16 protein-coding genes are annotated in these 16,332 nt (G+C 72.7%); 11 read left to right on the top strand and 5 right to left on the bottom strand.

Annotated elements, in window-relative coordinates; genetic code table 11:
• Positions 1–21: 21 nt before the first annotated feature.
• Positions 22–306, bottom strand: coding sequence for an Lrp/AsnC family transcriptional regulator (locus tag ASG96_RS11820; RefSeq protein ID WP_057588022.1), 285 nt, complete (start codon positions 304–306; stop codon positions 22–24).
• A gap of 19 nt (positions 307–325) precedes the next feature.
• Positions 326–2,116: a DEDD exonuclease domain-containing protein gene (locus tag ASG96_RS11825; protein WP_056758085.1), complete on the bottom strand. Its 1,791-nt coding sequence runs from the start codon at positions 2,114–2,116 to the stop codon at positions 326–328.
• 264 nt (positions 2,117–2,380) lie between these two features.
• On the opposite strand from ASG96_RS11825, the gene ASG96_RS11830 reads away from it, so the two are divergent.
• Positions 2,381–2,725: a hypothetical protein gene (locus ASG96_RS11830; protein ID WP_057588023.1), complete on the top strand. Its 345-nt coding sequence runs from the start codon at positions 2,381–2,383 to the stop codon at positions 2,723–2,725.
• A 187-nt stretch (positions 2,726–2,912) separates the two neighbouring features.
• Complete coding sequence (locus ASG96_RS11835; RefSeq protein ID WP_057588024.1) at positions 2,913–4,160, top strand: hypothetical protein; 1,248 nt, start codon at positions 2,913–2,915, stop codon at positions 4,158–4,160.
• A gap of 5 nt (positions 4,161–4,165) precedes the next feature.
• On the opposite strand, the gene ASG96_RS11840 is transcribed toward ASG96_RS11835, so the two are convergent.
• Complete coding sequence (locus ASG96_RS11840; protein WP_056758078.1) at positions 4,166–5,956, bottom strand: long-chain fatty acid--CoA ligase; 1,791 nt, start codon at positions 5,954–5,956, stop codon at positions 4,166–4,168.
• A 220-nt stretch (positions 5,957–6,176) separates the two neighbouring features.
• Between ASG96_RS11840 and ASG96_RS11845 the strand changes: the two genes are divergently transcribed.
• The 4 genes from ASG96_RS11845 to ASG96_RS11860 are packed head-to-tail and all read left to right on the top strand — an operon-like array spanning position 6,177 to position 8,900.
• Positions 6,177–6,620, top strand: a complete 444-nt coding sequence (locus ASG96_RS11845; protein ID WP_056758075.1) for an SRPBCC family protein — start codon at positions 6,177–6,179, stop codon at positions 6,618–6,620.
• A gap of 6 nt (positions 6,621–6,626) precedes the next feature.
• The gene (locus ASG96_RS11850) at positions 6,627–7,208 is read left to right on the top strand and encodes a hypothetical protein (protein ID WP_057588025.1); all 582 of its coding nucleotides are present in this window, start codon (positions 6,627–6,629) and stop codon (positions 7,206–7,208) included.
• Positions 7,205–8,173 (top strand): ROK family glucokinase, encoded by a 969-nt coding sequence (locus tag ASG96_RS11855; RefSeq protein WP_057588026.1) that lies wholly within the window; start codon positions 7,205–7,207, stop codon positions 8,171–8,173. The genes ASG96_RS11850 and ASG96_RS11855 overlap by 4 nt, the downstream gene beginning before the upstream one ends.
• Positions 8,174–8,213: 40 nt before the next feature.
• Positions 8,214–8,900, top strand: a complete 687-nt coding sequence (locus tag ASG96_RS11860; protein WP_057588416.1) for an endonuclease/exonuclease/phosphatase family protein — start codon at positions 8,214–8,216, stop codon at positions 8,898–8,900.
• A gap of 24 nt (positions 8,901–8,924) precedes the next feature.
• Here ASG96_RS11860 and ASG96_RS11865 read toward each other — a convergent pair whose 3' ends face one another.
• Complete coding sequence (locus ASG96_RS11865; protein WP_057588027.1) at positions 8,925–9,575, bottom strand: hypothetical protein; 651 nt, start codon at positions 9,573–9,575, stop codon at positions 8,925–8,927.
• 188 nt (positions 9,576–9,763) lie between these two features.
• Here ASG96_RS11865 and ASG96_RS11870 point away from each other — a divergent pair, with 188 nt between their 5' ends.
• The 5 genes from ASG96_RS11870 (at position 9,764) to ASG96_RS11890 (ending at position 15,316) form a co-directional block, all read left to right on the top strand.
• Entirely contained in the window at positions 9,764–10,660 is an 897-nt protein-coding gene (locus tag ASG96_RS11870; RefSeq protein WP_057588028.1) for a 1-acyl-sn-glycerol-3-phosphate acyltransferase, read from the top strand.
• 4 nt (positions 10,661–10,664) lie between these two features.
• Positions 10,665–12,026 (top strand): MacS family sensor histidine kinase, encoded by a 1,362-nt coding sequence (gene macS / locus ASG96_RS11875; RefSeq protein ID WP_082591744.1) that lies wholly within the window; start codon positions 10,665–10,667, stop codon positions 12,024–12,026.
• 17 nt (positions 12,027–12,043) lie between these two features.
• Positions 12,044–12,736: a response regulator transcription factor gene (locus ASG96_RS11880; RefSeq protein WP_056758901.1), complete on the top strand. Its 693-nt coding sequence runs from the start codon at positions 12,044–12,046 to the stop codon at positions 12,734–12,736.
• Between the two features lie 72 nt (positions 12,737–12,808).
• Positions 12,809–14,245 (top strand): class II 3-deoxy-7-phosphoheptulonate synthase, encoded by a 1,437-nt coding sequence (locus tag ASG96_RS11885; protein ID WP_057588030.1) that lies wholly within the window; start codon positions 12,809–12,811, stop codon positions 14,243–14,245.
• A gap of 3 nt (positions 14,246–14,248) precedes the next feature.
• Positions 14,249–15,316 carry a low specificity L-threonine aldolase gene (locus tag ASG96_RS11890; RefSeq protein WP_082591804.1) on the top strand — a complete coding sequence of 356 codons (1,068 nt, stop codon included), beginning with the start codon at positions 14,249–14,251 and terminating at the stop codon, positions 15,314–15,316.
• Positions 15,317–15,424: 108 nt separating this feature from the next.
• On the opposite strand, the gene ASG96_RS11895 is transcribed toward ASG96_RS11890, so the two are convergent.
• Complete coding sequence (locus ASG96_RS11895) at positions 15,425–16,324, bottom strand: DMT family transporter (RefSeq protein WP_057588031.1); 900 nt, start codon at positions 16,322–16,324, stop codon at positions 15,425–15,427.
• Positions 16,325–16,332 lie beyond the last annotated feature (8 nt).

A 16,332-nucleotide genomic window follows, 5' to 3' on the forward strand; every position in this document is an offset into this window, starting at 1 on the left:
CCGGTGGACGGGGCAGTCGGGCTACTCGCCCTCGAGGCCGAGGCTGAAGGCCGCGTCGAGGTCGTGCGAGGAGTAGGTGCGGAAGGCGATGTGGGTCGACGTGCCGACAATGCCCTGCACCTTGTTGAGCCGGTCGGCGATGACGTCGGCGAACTCCTCGTGCGCCTTGACCCGCACCATGGCGATGAGGTCGGCGTCGCCCGTCACCGAGTAGACCTCGGACACGGCCGGGATGTCGGCGATGGCCTCGGCCACCTCCGGGATGCGGTCGACCTCGCAGCTGATCATGACGATGGCGGTGATCACGAGAACACCCTAGCCGGGCCTACCCGGCGCGGCGCAGGCCACCGCCCCGGCCCGCGCGACCCGGTCGGCCGCCGGTGGTCGTGCCCGCGCGTGACCCCGGGACGTCGTGGTCGAACCCGACGACATCGTGCGCCGAGGCGACGGCGGGCTCGAGCTCGCTGCGTACGGAGCCGGCGCCGCCGACCGGGCAGGTCCAGGACCCCTCGAGCTCGACGATGCGCACGCCCGGAGCCTCGAGCCAGCGAAGCAGGATCTCGGTCTCCTCGGTGAGCGCCGAGGGCCGGTCGGGCGTGGGAGCCGGCACGACCTCGGCGGTGGCCTGCATCGAGTGGACGTAGGGCATCGGGTCGGCGCCTCGCGGACTGACGACGACGCCTGCCATGCGGCCGTGGCGGATGGCGACGAGCTCCCACCCGCCGAGGTCGCTGCGGCGTGCGGCGATGATCTCGGGGGAGCGCACGAGGGGGGCGAGTCGTTGCGCCCGGGCCGCCCCCCGGACGAGCTGGAGGAAACGGTCGCGCACCCGGGCCGCGTCCTCGAAGCGCTCCTGGGAGGCCAGCTCCTCCAGCCGGGCGCGGAGCAGCTCGGCGCCCGGTCGGGCGTTGCCGGTGAAGATGGCGCGGCACTCTGCGACGACGACGGCGTAGTCGCCCTCGGACTGCGCCCCGGTGCACGGGGCGCCGCAGCGACCCATGTCGGCCAGGGCGCAGGCGGTGCCGCGGCCCGTGAGCCGGCCGGTGCACTGACGCAGCGGCACGACCTCGTGGACCGCGTCGATGGCCGCCTGGGCGGTGGCCCGGGACCGGAACGGGCCGATGTAGTGGGCGTCGTCGTCGCGCACCTGCCTGACGATCGACAGGCGCGGGAAGCGCTCCTGCGTGAGCTTGACCCACATGACCTTGCGGCCGTCCTTGGAGCGTCGGTTGAAGCGTGGCTTGTGCTCGTCGATGAGCCGCAGCTCACGCACCTGCGCCTCGAGCGAGGTCTGGCACACGACGGGGTGGACGACGTGGGCGAGCCGCACCATCTCGGCCATCCGGCTGCGTTGCTCGGAGGCGGTGAAGTAGGTGCGCACGCGGGTGCGGATGTCGCGGCTCGTGCCGACGTAGAGGACGCGGTTGCTGCCGTCCTTGAAGAGGTAGACGCCGGGAGCGCTCGGCAGCGGGTCTGCGAGGAACCGCTTGCGCCGCTGCGAGGGGGTGACCCGCGAGCTGTAGCTGGAGAGCTCCTCGAGCGTGTGCACCCCGAGGTTGCCGACGCGCTCGATGAGCCCGTGGAGCACGTCGACCGTGGCGCGCGCGTCGTGCAGGGCCCGGTGGTCGGGGGCGGTCGTGGAGCCGAAGACCTGGGCGAGCGAGGAGAGGCGGTGGTTCGGAGACTCGTCGCGCACGACGAGCTGACGGGCCAGCTGGAGGGTGTCGAGGACGGGGAAGCCGGGCCACGGTGCGCCGACGCGGGCGGCGGCAGCCTTGAGGAAGCCGATGTCGAAGCCGGCGTTGTGGGCGACGAGGACGCTGCCGGCGGCGAACTCGAGGAAGGCGGGCAACGCGCTGTCGATGCGCGGAGCGTCGCGGACCATCGTGTCGGTGATGCCCGTGAGGACGGAGATGAACGCCGGGATGGGCTCGGCCGGGTTGACGAGGGTCTGGAACTCGCCGAGGACCTCGCCGCCGCGCACCTTGACGGCGCCGATCTCGGTGATGCCGCACTGGGCGGGTGACCCGCCTGTCGTCTCGAGGTCCACGACGACGAACGTGACGCCGGCAAGGGGGGTGCCGAGGTCGTCGAACGTCGCCTGGATCGCTTGCATGACCTCGACGGTATGCCGGGGCGCCGACAATGCCCCGGAGGCGCGTCGGTCGCAAGCCCTTCTGCCACAAGGGGTCCGGGCCGCGTCCCCCTTCGTCGCGGGGTCGCGCCCCACGTCCGTGGCCACCGGTCCACGACCGGACGGCACGCCGGCAGGTCGGGCGCACTGCCCGGCCTGAGGTCCGCCGGTGGGTGGGCAGTGTCGGTGGGGCCGCTTAGCGTCCTTCACGACAGATCGCAACGAGAGACGAAGGGTTGGACCACGATGATGCTCGTCGACTGCCAGACCTGCCCGGTGCGGGACGTCCACTGCGCAGACTGCATGGTGACCGCGCTGACGGCGATCCCGCTGCGTCCGGGCGCGACCCCGCCCGGCGCCGACACCGACGGCCACGGGCGCACGGGCGCACGGGCGGGCCGTCCGCGCGCCGTCGGCGACACCCGCGAGGTCGACGGGGTCGTGACGGCGCCCCTCGACCGTGCCGAGCGACGGGCCGTGTCGGCCTTCGTCGCGGCGGGCCTCGTCAACGTGACCACGGCCAACGCGGCGCGGGCGGAGCTCGACCCCGTCGAGGTCGAGACCCGCCACCGAGCACGACGGGCCGTGTGAGCCCTCCGGGCAACCGGCGCCGCGACCTGTCGGTGCGACAGGTCGCCGCGACAGGTCCGCGTGACACGATGTCGCCGTGTGCAGCCTCCGTCGTCGAAGCCCTGCGCGGGACGCGGCCTCGGCGGTCCTGGCCGGAATCACGTCCCTGACGCTCGTTGCCTGCACGCCGGCCGGTCCTGGCGCAGGCGTGTCGACGTCCACGGCAGGTGCGCCGACCCCACCCGTTGGCGCGACGGCCGTCGCCTCCGACGTCACTGCGGAGGCGTGGGCGAGCGCCCGTCAGCGCGCGGTCACGAACCTGCTGCGCACCCGGTTCGCCGCCGTCGAGCGGGCCGACGAGGCCGGCTGGCTCGCGCCGTTGCAGGGCTCTTCGTCCACGCCGTTGCGGATGACGCAGGCCGCCGTCCTCGACCGCATGACCCGCATGGCGGTGGGGAGCGTCCGGCTCGTCGGTGTGCGCGAGACCACCGCGCCGGTCCCGGCGGCCCGCGGGACGGCGGTCGCGTGGGACGTCAGGGCGAGCCTCACCTACAGGCTCCGAGGCTTCGACTCCGGTCCGCGATCCTTCGACCTCGACCTCACCCTCAAGGCTGACCCGTCGAACCCGTCCGGTCTGCTCATCACGGCGTCGTCACCCTCCGGACGGCCGCAGCCCTGGGACCTCACGGGTCTCGTCGTGCGGCGGTCGGACACCGCCCTGGTGCTGGCCGTGGGCGACGACGAGCGGGTCGAGGAGGTGGTCCGTCGCGCACGGACGGCGGCCTCGCGTGTCGCGGCCGTCTGGGACGGGGTGCGGCCCGCCGTCTGGATCGCCCCGGCCACCGATGCCGACGCCGCGAGGCTGCTCGGGCGCGCGGCCGACGACCTCTCCGGCGTCGCCGCCGCCACGGACGGTCCGCTGACGCCGGGGGAGCGAGCGGGGGCCGACCGCATCGTGCTCGTCCCCGGGGCCTGGTCGTCCCTGCGCCCTGACGGGCGCGACGTCGTCATGACGCACGAGCTGACCCACGCCACCGTGCGCGCGTCGACCACCCGGGCGGTGCCGGTCTGGCTGTCCGAGGGCTTCGCCGAGCTCGTCGCGTACGAGCCCATCGACCTGCCCGAGGCGACCGTCGTCGCGCCGGCGCTCGAGCGGGTCCGGGCGTCCGGCCTGCCGCAGGCGCTGCCGGCGGACGCGGACTTCGACCCGGGCACGCACGCGCTGCCGGCGGCATACGGCCTGTCCCTCCTGGCGTTGCGCACCCTGGCGGACGCGCACGGCACCCAGGCCGTCGTCCGTCTCTACCGAGCCGCGGCGGGCGGGCTCGACGTCCCGACGTCCCGGATCGACGACAAGGAGGCCGCCGTCGACGCGGCCCTGCGCGCCACGACCGGCATGACGCGTGCCGCGTTCGTGCGGGACTGGCAGGCGCGCATCCGCGACCTGCTGCGCTGAGCGGGTCAGGCGTAGAGCTTCTCGACCTCGTCGGCGTAGTCCTTCATGACGACGTTGCGCTTCAGCTTCAGCGAGGGCGTCAGGTAGCCGTTGGCCTCGGTGAAGTCACCCGGCAGGACGGCGAACTTGCGGATCGACTCGGCCTTGGAGACGGCCTCGTTGGCCCGGTCGACGGCCTCCTGCAGCGCTTCGAGCACTTTCGGCTCGGTGCGAGCCTGGTCGAGGGACACGCCCTCGACGCCGTGCGACTTGGCCCAGAGCGGCCACATCTCCTCGTCGAGCGTCACGAGCACGGCGACGAACGGCTTCTGGTCGCCGACGACGATGCACTGGGAGACGAGCGGGTGAGCGCGCAGCCGGTCCTCCAACACCGCCGGGGCGACGTTCTTGCCGCCCGCCGTCACGAGGATCTCCTTCTTGCGCCCGGTGATCCGCAGGTAGCCGTCGTCGTCCATCTCGCCGATGTCACCGGTGTGGAACCACCCGTCGACGATGGCGTCGGCCGTCGCCGTCGGGTTGGCGTGGTAGCTGCTGAAGACGCCGACCCCCTTGAGGAGGATCTCGCCGTCGTCGGCGATGCGGATGCCGGTGCCGGGCAGCGGCGGTCCGACGGTGCCGATCTTGATCTTGTCGGGCGTGTTGACCGCGACCGGGGCCGTGGTCTCGGTCAGGCCGTAGCCCTCGAGGATGACGACCCCGATGCCGCGGTAGAAGTGGCCGAGCCGGGTGCCGAGCGGTGCTCCGCCGGACACGGCGTAGCGCACGTGCCCGCCCATGGCCGCGCGCAGCTTGCCGTAGACGAGGCGGTCGAAGATCGCGTGCTGGAGGCGCAGCAGCAGGCCGGGCCCACCGGAGTCGAGGGCCTCGCTGTAGGCGATGGCGACCGTGGCCGCCCGCAGGAAGATCTTCCCCTTGCCCTCGGAGGACGCCTTGGCCTCGGCCGAGTTGAAGATCTTCTCGAAGACACGCGGGACGGCGAGCACGAAGGTCGGCTGGAAGCCGGCGAAGTCGTCGAGCAGGGTCTTGATGTCGGCCGAGTGGCCCATCCGGGCACGGCCCGCGACGCAGAGCACCTCGATGAAGCGTGCGAAGACGTGGGCGAGCGGCAAGAAGAGCAGCGTCGAGGCGTTGTCGCTGAGGACGACCTGACCGAGCTTCTCGATGGCGTTCTCGGCGAGGTCGAGGAAGTTGCCGTGGGTCAGCTCGCAGCCCTTGGGCCGCCCCGTCGTGCCCGACGTGTAGATGATGGTGGCGACCGACCGGCGGTCGAGGCCGTCGCGACGAGCGGCGAGGTCGGTGTCGGAGACGTCCCGCCCCTTCTCGCGCAGAGCCTCGAGCCCGCCGCCGTCGATGGTCACGACGTCGCGGAGCGAGGGCAGGTCGCCCCTGACCTGCTCGACGGTGGACCGGTGGGCATCGGTCTCGACGACGACGACGTGCGCGTCGGAGTCGGAGAGGATCCACTGGACCTGCTCCGCGGAGGACGTCTCGTAGATCGGCACGACCACGGCGCCCGCACTCCAGGCGGCGAAGTCGACGAGGGTCCACTCGTAGCGGGTGCGTGACATGAGGGCCACCCGGTCGCCGGGCTGGAGGCCCTCGGCGACGAGGCCCTTGGCGACGGCCGCGACGTCGTCGGCGAACTGGGCCCAGGTCACGTGGGTCCACCCACCGGAGGGCGTCTTGCGGGAGAACGCGGTCTCGCTCGCGCTCTCCTTGGCGTTGCGCACGGGGAGGTCCGCGAGGCTTCCCTCCGTCGTGACGGGGGCAAGTGGTGCGACGACGTTGTCCTTCACTGTCACTCCTGATGGCGGGGCGGGGAACTGTGCTGCACCTTACCGATCGGTAACCGCGCAGACCACGTCACCGTGATCACAGGGCGTGGTCCGAGGTCGGGCGCGCCACCCGTCGGCGCAGGGCTGCCGTCGTCCCCATCTTGGCACGTGCCCGACGCGCCGTGACACCCGCGGGGACAACCACCCGACGGGCCGTTGGTGACGCGATAGCCTTCGGCGCATGGCCGATCGCACCGAGTCCTCCATCGTCATCGACGCCCCGCCCGGCGAGGTGCTCGACGTCATCGCGGACTTCGAGGCCTACCCCGAGTGGGCGGGTGAGGTGAAGAACGTCAACGTCCTCGCCGAGGAGGGCGACGGCTGGGCCGACCAGGTGCAGTTCACGCTCGACGCCGGCGCCATCAAGGACACCTACGTCCTCGACTACGAGTGGGACGTCGTCGAGGACGGCACCGGGGTCGTCTCCTGGTCACTCGTGTCGGCCCACGTCCTCAAGGCCATGATCGGCTCGTACACCCTCGCGAGTGACGGCACGGGCACGAAGGTGACCTACCGCCTGTCGGTCGACGTCAAGATCCCCATGATCGGGCTGCTCAAGCGCAAGGCGGAGAAGGTCATCGTCGACACCGCGCTCAAGGAGCTGAAGAAGCGCGTCGAGGCCTGACCGACCGTGACCCCGAACGACGGTCCAGGCGCAGCCCCGGCCGACCCCGACCAGCGCGACCAGCGCGACCAGTCCGAGCCGACGAACGAGACCGGGTCGACGCGCCCCGGCGACCCTCCGCCCCCCGGCAGCGTCGCCGCCGAGGCCGCGCTGCTCGTCGAGCTGCTCTCACGCCGCAGCTGGTCGAGCACCTCGGGTATGCCGTCCGGCAGCTCCCGGGGTGAGCGTGCAGGGAGCGCCGCGCACGACCACGACGCGGACGCGGGTCACACGACGGGGGACCCGACGGGTCCCGGAACCGCCGGCCGACCCGACGGGCCGGCGGGGGAGTGCACCTGCGGGGGCACGACACCTGCCGCGTGCCGCGTGTGTCCCGTCTGCCAGCTCATCGCGTTCGTCCAGCAGGTCAACCCCGACACCATCGAGAAGGTCGCCGACTTCGTCGGCTTCGCGGCCACGGCCCTGCGCGACCTCGCGACCGCCCAGCGGGAGCGACGGGCCGAGCCCGACACGACCGGGACCGACACGAGCGAGACCCACCCCGCTGAGACCCACACCGACGAGACCGGGCCCGGAGGCAGCGCATGAGCAGGCGACTCGCGATCGGCATCGACATCGGCGGCACGAAGGTCGCCGGTGGTGTCGTCGACGAGTCAGGGGCCATCACCCACCGCACCCGTCGTGACACGCCGCACCGCTCGACCTCGCCCGCGGTCGTCGAGAACACCATCGTCGAGTCGGTCGAGGAGCTGCTGGGCCAGGTCGACCCCGACGACGTCGTCGCCGTCGGCATCGGCGCCGCGGGCTTCGTCGCCGAGGACCGGGCCACCGTCGTCTTCGCGCCGCACCTGTCCTGGCGCAACGAGCCGCTGCGCGATGCGTTGTCCCAGCGCATCGCGCTGCCCATCACCGTCGACAACGACGCCAATGCCGCGGCGTGGGCCGAAGCGACCTTCGGCGCCGCCCGGGGCGAGTCGCACGTCGTCGTCATCACCCTCGGCACGGGCATCGGGGGCGCCCTCATCATCGACGGCAACGTCCAGCGCGGGCGGCACGGCATCGCCGGCGAGTTCGGCCACATGCAGATCATGCCGGGCGGCGCACGCTGCGAGTGCGGCAACCGTGGCTGCTGGGAGCAGTACGCCAGCGGCAACGCGCTCGTGCGCGAGGCCCGCGCCATGATCGAGGCCGGGTCGCCCGTCGTCGCCGACCTGCTCGCCCGTCTCGGTGGCGACGCCAGCGCGCTGACCGGCCCCTTCATCACCGAGGCCGCCCGCGAGGGTGACCCGACCGCGCGCGAGCTGCTCGCCGACATCGGCGAGTGGCTGGGCATCGGGCTGGCCAACCTCGCCTCGGCCTTCGACCCGGGCCTCTTCGTCATCGGCGGCGGCGTCAGCGCGGCCGACGAGATGCTCATCGGACCGGCCCGCGAGGCCTTCCGTCGTCAGCTCCCGGGCCGCGGCTACCGGCCGGAGGCGCGGATCGTGCGCGCCGTGCTCGGCAGCGACGCCGGCCTCATCGGCGCGGCCGAGCTGGCGCGCGCCGGCCGCTGAACCCGTGGGTCCGGGCCGACCGGAGCACGTGCTGCGGGTCATGAGCTACAACGTCCACGACCTGCTCGACGACCGGGCTGCGGCCGTCCGTGTCGTGCGGGCCGTCGGGCCCGACGTGCTGTGCCTGCAGGAGGTGCCCCGTCGGCTCACGACGGAGCTGCGGCTCCCGCCCTTTGCGCGCGACTGCGGCCTGGCCCGGCACCGTGGACGCCTCGGCACCGGTGGCACGGCGGTGCTCACGGCGCCGAGGGTGGTCGTCCACGGTGTCCTGCGTGGTCGCCTGCGGGTCCGCTTCCCCGACCGCACCAGGGGGTATGCCGCTGCGACCGTCTCGCTCCCGGCGGGCGGTCGGTCGGGTCCCGCCGTCACCGTCGTCAGCATGCACCTCGGGCTTCGGGCGTCCGAGCGGGCGAGGCACGCCGCGGCCGTGCTCGCCGCGCTCGACGGAGGCGGCGGGGTCGGTGATCGCGCCGTCATCGCGGGGGACCTCAACGAGGGACCCGGCGGGACGGCATACGACCTCATCGCCGCGCGCTACGCGCCGGTGTCCGGCGACGCACCGACGTTTCCCGCACGTCGACCACACACCGCGCTCGACGTGGTCTTCGCCGGTCCGGGGCTGCAGGTCGTCCGGTCCGCGCCGACGCACGTGGACGAGCGGGACCTCGAGGCGGGCTCGGACCACCGGCCGGTGTGGGTCGACCTCGACCCCACGGCAGCCGCCTGACGGCCGGGGAGCAGCCTGGCGAGGCTAGACCCGGGTGCCGTCGTCGAACGGGTCGCGCTCCGTGCCGCCGCGCAGGACGAGGAGCACGAAGCCGACGACGATCATGGCCAGGGCCGTGACGACCCACCAGTCGCTGCCGTCCCGGTCGAAGAAGAGGACGTAGAGCAGCAGGAGCGGGCCACCGACGAGCCCGCCGACGATCGCCCAGAACATCGGGTCGGTCTCGGCCGAGGGGAGGTCGATCTCGGACGGCGGGACGAAGTGGTCGTCGCCGTCCGACGGGTCGTCGGCGGCGTCGCGGCGCGACGTGGGGCCGCGCCACGCGTGGGACGTCGTCGGGGCGATCGGCAGCTCGAGCAGACCGGACGACGCCGACGGGCTCGCGCCGCCGGGGCCGGGCTGCTGTGGCGGCGCCGCGGGGTCGACGCCACGGCCGTCGTCGGGGCGGCGCTCGACGGGGGAGTGCTCCGAGTCGGGTGCGGACGGCGTGCCGGCCTGGGCGGTCCCGGCGTCCGGGTCAGCGAGCGACACCGGGTGGGACGCCGGATCGGAGGGCTCCGCGGGCGACGCGGTGGTGTCCGGCGCCGTGGTGTCACGGCGCTGCGGCTCGGGGGCCTCGTCATCCCATCCGGCGATGATGCGCGCGAACTCCGCGTCGAGGTCGCGGTCACCCATCGCAGTCCTCCCCGGCCGTCGGGCGGGGGAGTGCGGCAGACACGCCGAAGGCCCCTGCGGCGTCGGGACGGACCGTCACGGTGGGGCTCCTCGGGCGAAGCGACTGGACCTGCTGATCCTCGCATGCGCCGCCGTCGGTGCGCGAGTGTCGTAGAGTTCGAGCCGTCACAGACGGAAGGCGGACACGGTTGTTCTACTGGTTCCTCAAGACGATCGTCATCGGGCCGATCATCAAGCTCCTCTTCCGTCCGTGGGTGGAGGGGGAGGAGAACATCCCCGAGGAGGGTGCCGCAATCTTCGCGAGCAACCACCTGTCCTTCTCCGACTCGATCTTCCTCCCGCTCGTGGTGTCCCGTCGCGTCACCTTCCTCGCGAAGAGCGACTACTTCACCGGGCGCGGCATCAAGGGCCGGCTCACCGCCGCCTTCTTCAAGGGCGTGGGCCAGCTGCCCGTCGACCGGTCGGGTGGCAAGGCGAGCAACGCGGCGCTCAGCTCGGGGCTGAAGGTCCTGGGTCGCGGCGACCTGCTGGGCATCTACCCCGAAGGCACCCGCTCGCCCGACGGCCGCCTCTACCGCGGCCGCACCGGCGTGGCGCGGATGGCGCTCGAGGGCAGGGTCACCGTGATCCCGGTGGCCATGATCGGGACCGACAAGGCGCAGCCCACCGGCAAGGTCATCCCGCGCATCATGCGGGTCGGGGTGCGGGTCGGCAAGCCGCTCGACTTCTCCCGCTACGAGGGCATGGAGGACGACCGCTTCGTCCTGCGCTCGATCACCGACGAGATCATGTACGAGCTGATGCTCCTGTCGGGCCGGGAGTACGTCGACATGTACGCCACGTCGATGAAGGACCGCCTCGTCTCCGCGGCCCGGGCCAAGGCCCGCGAGCTCCAGGAGGCCGCCAAGCCCGGCAGTGCCGCGCCCGAGCTCGAGGAGGCGCTCGACGCCGCCGAGGGCAAGTCCCGTCAGGCGCCGGCGTCCACGCCGTCCACGCCGTCCACGCCGGCGGCCGATGACGCGGACCCCACGGACGCCCGGTCCGACGACGACGACGGCGACACTCCCGTCGTGGCGGCGTCCTGAGGCCATGGACCCCACGCGCCGCGGCGCTGGTCCGGACCACGAGGGTGGTCCCGGCGCCGAGGTGATGCCGGCCCCGGTGCCGCCCCTCGACGGCGTGGCCGTGGCCGCCGACGCGACGGTGGCCGCGTCGACGGTGGCGGTCCTCGACGACGAGCACGCCATCGTGCGCGGGCTGTGGCGAGGAGTCGACGTCTTCCGCTGCCTCGCCCTCGCGTATGCCGTGTGGTCGGTCTGGGAGCGTCACGAGCAGATCGCCCACCTCGTCGGGGCGGTCGCCATCCTCGCCGTCCTCGCCGGCTGGACTCTGGCCGTCACGCTGCGGCCGGTGCGCACGGTCCGCGCCTACACGATCGAGCTGGCCATCGGCTGCTCCGCGATCCTTGCGACGCGGCTCGTCGACGACCCCGAGGTCATCACGGCCGGCGCCAAGACGATCCCCTCGATCTGGCCGACCGCCGCCGTCGTCGGGTTCGCCGTGCTCCGGGGCTGGCGCGGTGGTCTCGCCGCCGCCTCGCTCGTCGCGGCCTGCTCCTTCGTCGAGGTGGTCCAACCGACCCCCAACACCATCACCAACTCGATCTTCGGCCTCCTGCTCGGCGGCTGCATCGGCTACTGCGTCGACCTCGCCCGCTCGAGCCACGCGGCGCTCGCCGAGGCGATGCGGCTCGACGCCGCGCGCGCCGAGCGTGACCGGCTCGCCCGGACCGTCCACGACGGGGTGCTCCAGACGCTCGCCTTCATCAACCGGCGGGCGACCGACATCGGCGGGGAGACGGCGCGGCTCGGAGCGATGGCCGGCGAGCAGGAGCGGATCCTGCGCACCCTGGTGAGCCAGACGGACCTCTCCGAGGTGGGGCGCGCCCTGAGCGGCGACGTCGACCTGCGCGGCCTGCTGCGCCACGTCGAGGGCGAGGGCGTCCAGCTCGTCTCGCCCGCCGACGCGGTACTGCTGCCCCGACGGGTCGCCGACGAGGTGGTCGCCGCCGTGGAGGCTGCCCTGGACAACGTCCGCAAGCACGCGGGTGACGACGCCCGGGCCTGGGTGTTGCTCGACGACGACGGCGACGAGATCGCCGTGACGATCCGCGACTCCGGTCGCGGCGTGCCGTCCGGGCGGCTCGAGGAGGCCGTCGGTCAGGGACGTCTCGGCGTCTCGTCGAGCATCCTCGGTCGGCTCGCCGACCTCGGCGGCACCGCGAGCATCACGTCGGGACCCGCGGGCGGGACGACCGTCGAGCTGCGGATCCCCAATCGCCGGACGGCGCGCCCGACGAACCGGCACCATGGTCGCCGGACGGACACGACGACCGACCGGACGACCGACCGGGCGAGCGAGGCCCGGACCAGGGGACGAGGAGCATCGTGACGGACCAGGAGGAGGCCATGCCGCAGCAGGGGAGCAGCACGCCGCCCGAACACATCCGGGTCGTCGTCGCCGACGACCACCCGATGTGGCGTGACGCCGTCGCCCGTGACCTCGCCGACGCCGGGTTCGAGGTCCTCGCGACCGCGGACGACGGCCGGTCGGCCGTGGCCCGGACACGCGCGACCGTGCCCGACGTCCTCGTCCTCGACCTCAACCTCCCGGGCCTGTCCGGCGCCCAGGTGTGCGCCGCCCTCGCCGCCGCCGAGGTACCGACCCGCATCCTCATCCTCTCGGCGAGCGGCGACCACCAGGACGTCCTCGACGCCGTCAAGGCCGGCGCGTTGGGCTACCTCGTGAAGTCGGCCGGCCGGGAGGAGTTCCTCGCCGCGGTCCGCGCGACGGCAGCCGGCGAGCCGGTCTTCACGCCGGGTCTCGCCGGCCTCGTGCTCGGCGAGTTCAGGCGGGTCAAGGCCGCCGGTGGCGGGAGCCCGGAGCGGCCCATCCCCGAGCTCACCGACCGCGAGACCGAGATCCTCAAGTACGTCGCGACCGGCATGGGCTACAAGGAGATCGCGGCGACGCTCTTCCTCTCGCACCGCACCGTCCAGAACCACGTCCAGAACATCTTCGGCAAGCTCCAGATGCACAACCGCGTCGAGCTCGTCCGCTTCGCGATGGAACGCGGCCTCGACCTCGGCGACCCGACGTGAGCCCACCGGCCCCCGCGAGGGGGCCGAACGGCATACGTCATCGGTGACTCGGCGCGCGCCGGAGGTTTCGGGATGCGGACCCGGGCGGGAGCACCCCCGCGCGACGTCTACGCTGTCGGGGTGAACACGAGGACCGTCACCGCCGATGCCGGCCTCGAACCCGTTGACGGGTCCGAGGCCCTCGCAGCCCTCACGGCCGCGGCCACCGAGCTCGAGGCCCAGCAGCAGCCTGCCTGGCCCGACACGGCTGCCCTGGCCGAGGTGATCGAGACCCTCGCCTCGTATCCTCCGCTCGTCTTCGCGGGCGAGTGCGACATCCTCACCGACCGGATGGCCAAGGCCGCCGTCGGCGAGGCCTTCGTGCTCCAGGGCGGCGACTGCGCCGAGACCTTCGCCTCCGCGACCGCCGACAACATCCGCGACCGCATCAAGACGATCCTGCAGATGGCCGCCGTGCTCACCTACGGCGCCTCCGTCCCCGTCATCAAGATCGGGCGCATGGCCGGGCAGTACGCCAAGCCGCGCAGCTCGACGGTCGAGACCCGTGAGGGCGTCACCCTGCCCGCCTTCCGCGGCGACATGGTCAACGACTTCGCCTTCCACGAGACCGCCCGCATCCCCGACCCGCAGCGCCTCGTCCGCGCCTACCACGCGAGCTCGGCGACGCTGAACCTCGTGCGCGCCTTCACGACAGGCGGATTCGCCGACCTCCGCCACGTCCACGACTGGAACCGCGGCTTCGTGGCCAACTCGGCCAACCAGCGCTACGAGAAGATCGCCAAGGACATCGACAAGGCGATGCGCTTCATGTGGGCCTGTGGCGCCGACTTCGACGCCATGCGCACCGTCGAGTTCTACGCCGCCCACGAGGCGCTGCTGCTCGACTACGAACGCCCCCTGACGCGCATCGACTCGCGCTCCGGCCGCCTCTACGACACGTCGGGGCACTTCGTCTGGGTCGGCGAGCGCACGCGCCAGCTCGACGGCGCGCACGTCGACTTCGTCTCGCGCATCAGCAACCCGATCGGCGTCAAGCTCGGGCCCAAGGCCGACATCGACGAGGTGCTGCGCCTCATCGACAAGGTCGACCCGAACCGCACGCCCGGCCGCCTGACGTTCATCACCCGCATGGGTGCCGGCACGATCCGCGACGCGCTGCCGGCGCTCGTCGACAAGGTGACCGCCTCCGGTGCCACCGTGACGTGGATCTGCGACCCGATGCACGGCAACACGTTCGAGAGCCCCTCGGGCTACAAGACGCGCGACTTCGAGGACATCGTCGAGGAGGTGCGCGGCTTCTTCGAGGTGCACCAGTCCCTCGGGACGATCCCCGGTGGCATCCACGTCGAGCTCACCGGCAACGACGTCACGGAGTGCCTCGGCGGCGCGGAGAAGATCATCGACTCCGACCTCGAGAAGCGCTACGAGTCCGTGTGCGATCCGCGTCTGAACCACCAGCAGTCGCTCGAGCTCGCGTTCCTCGTCGCCGAGATGCTCGGCCAGGCCTGAGTGGTGGCGGCCACGAGCCCCTACCGGGCGGACCTGCTCAGCGACACCCTGACCCGCCCGACCGAGGCCATGCGCGATGCCATGGCGCGCGCGGAGGTCGGCGACGACGTCTTCGGTGAGGACCCGACGCTGCGCGCCCTCGAGGAGCGCGTCGCCGGGATGCTCGGGCACGAGGCCGCGCTCTTCACGCCCTCGGGCTCGATGGCCAACCAGCTCGGCGTGCGGGTGCACGTCAGGCCCGGGGAGGAGCTCATCGGCGACTCCCTCGCCCATGTCGTGCGGGCCGAGCTCGGGGCGGCCGCCGTGCTCTCGGGCATCTCGTCGCGCACCTGGGTGTCCGAGCGTGGCCGGTTCCGGGCCGGCGACGCGGCGTCGCTCATGATCACCGGTGTCGGGCCCTACCAGGTCTGCACGTCCCTGGTGATCGTCGAGAACACCCACAACTTCGGCGGCGGCACCGTGCAGTCGCTCGACGAGATCCGGCGGGCCCGCGAGGTGACGCGCGAGCGAGGCGTCGCCATGCACCTCGACGGGGCGCGGCTCTTCAACGCCCACGTCGCCTCCGGCGTGCCGATCGGGGACTACGGTCGCGAGTTCGACACCGTCTCGATCTGCCTGAGCAAGGGCCTCGGGGCGCCCGTCGGCAGCGTGCTCGTGGGCTCTGCCGATGCCATGGCCGAGTCGCGCATCTGGCGCAAGCGCTTCGGTGGCGGGATGAGGCAGGCCGGGATCCTCGCTGCCGCAGGGCTTTTCGCCCTCGACCACAACGTCGACCGCCTGGCCGACGACCATGCCCGAGCGCGACGCGCGGCCGAGGCGATGGCCGAGTCGGCTCCCGGCGCCGTCGACCTCGCCACGGTCGAGACCAACATCGTCATCGTCGACGTGGCCGCGGTGGGCTGGACGTCCGCCGCCTTCGTCGAGGCAGCCCTCGCCGCCGGCGTGAGGACGTATGCCGTGGGGCCGGGTGCCGTGCGCCTCGTCTGGCACCTCGATGTCGACGACGCGGGCACCGACGTCGCGATCGACGTCCTCACGGGCCTGCTGCGCTCGGCGCCCACCGCCGCCTGACCCGAGCCCCGACTCCTCGCACCGAACGCCGCGTTCGGTGCCGAACTCACTGGTAGAACAGCGCTTTCGCCACCGAACGCCGCGTTCGGCGGGGAGGGCAGGTGGGGGTCAGACCTCGTGGTGGAGGGCCTCGGCCGGCAGCTCACCCGGGCGTCGGCGCGCGAGGAGCTCGACGGCATACATCGCCGTGAGCACGAGCGCGCCGCCGACCACCATCCGCAGCGTCGCGGTCTCGTCGCCGAGCGTCACCGCGAAGAACGCCGCGAAGACCGGCTCGAGGGTCATGACGATCGCTGCCCGCGTGGCCGGCATGTGCGCCTGCGCCCACGTCTGCACCCACAGCGCGAGGATGCTCGCGAAGACGACCATGTAGAGCACCGACGCCCACTGGGCCGGCGTGCTCGGCAGGATGACGCCGCCGGGCACCGCACCGACGACGCACAGCAGCGCGATGACGACCATCTGGACCACGGACAGTCCGGTCGCGATCTCGGACGCGCTGTAGCGGCCGAGACCCACGATGTGCAGTGCGTAGAGGGCGGCGGCGAGGAGGGTGATCGCCTCTCCGACGCCGACGGAGAGCCCGTTGAGGGACAGCAGCGCCAGGCCCACGGTCGCGAGCCCGACCGCGGCCCAGGTGGACCCGGCCACGCGTTCGCGCAGCAGCACGGCGGTGAAGACCGGGGTGAGCACGACGTAGGTGCCCGTGATGAAGCCCGACACGGACGCCGGGGTCGTCGCGAGCCCCTGCGTCTGGAAGATCTGGGCCAGACCGTACAGCGCACCGAGGCCGACGCCGACGAGGACCTGCTGGCGGCTCAGGGCGCGCACCGGTCGCCAGAACACGATGAGCATGATGACGGCCGACAGGCTGAAGCGCACCGCGAGGAAGTCCACGGGAGGCACGGTCTCGAGGAGGTTGCGGATGAGGAAGAACGTCGAGCCCCACACGGCCGTCAGGGCGACGAGGAGCAGAGTGGCCAGGCGCGTGCGCGCCGCAGGGGTCACGGGCGGCC

Source organism: Terrabacter sp. Soil810, assembly GCF_001429645.1.
GTDB lineage: Bacteria > Actinomycetota > Actinomycetes > Actinomycetales > Dermatophilaceae > Terrabacter.

Excerpts from the sequence above, each read along its gene's own strand:
- macS (WP_082591744.1), top strand. The coding sequence starts at position 10,665 with ATGGACCCCACGCGCCGCGGCGCTGGTCCGGACCACGAGGGTGGTCCC.
- ASG96_RS11880 (WP_056758901.1), top strand. The coding sequence starts at position 12,044 with ATGCCGCAGCAGGGGAGCAGCACGCCGCCCGAACACATCCGGGTCGTC.
- ASG96_RS11885 (WP_057588030.1), top strand. The coding sequence starts at position 12,809 with ATGCGGACCCGGGCGGGAGCACCCCCGCGCGACGTCTACGCTGTCGGG.
- ASG96_RS11845 (WP_056758075.1), top strand. The coding sequence starts at position 6,177 with ATGGCCGATCGCACCGAGTCCTCCATCGTCATCGACGCCCCGCCCGGC.
- ASG96_RS11855 (WP_057588026.1), top strand. The coding sequence starts at position 7,205 with ATGAGCAGGCGACTCGCGATCGGCATCGACATCGGCGGCACGAAGGTC.
- ASG96_RS11830 (WP_057588023.1), top strand. The coding sequence starts at position 2,381 with ATGATGCTCGTCGACTGCCAGACCTGCCCGGTGCGGGACGTCCACTGC.
- ASG96_RS11860 (WP_057588416.1), top strand. The coding sequence starts at position 8,214 with ATGAGCTACAACGTCCACGACCTGCTCGACGACCGGGCTGCGGCCGTC.
- ASG96_RS11865 (WP_057588027.1), bottom strand. The coding sequence starts at position 9,575 with ATGGGTGACCGCGACCTCGACGCGGAGTTCGCGCGCATCATCGCCGGA.
- ASG96_RS11825 (WP_056758085.1), bottom strand. The coding sequence starts at position 2,116 with ATGCAAGCGATCCAGGCGACGTTCGACGACCTCGGCACCCCCCTTGCC.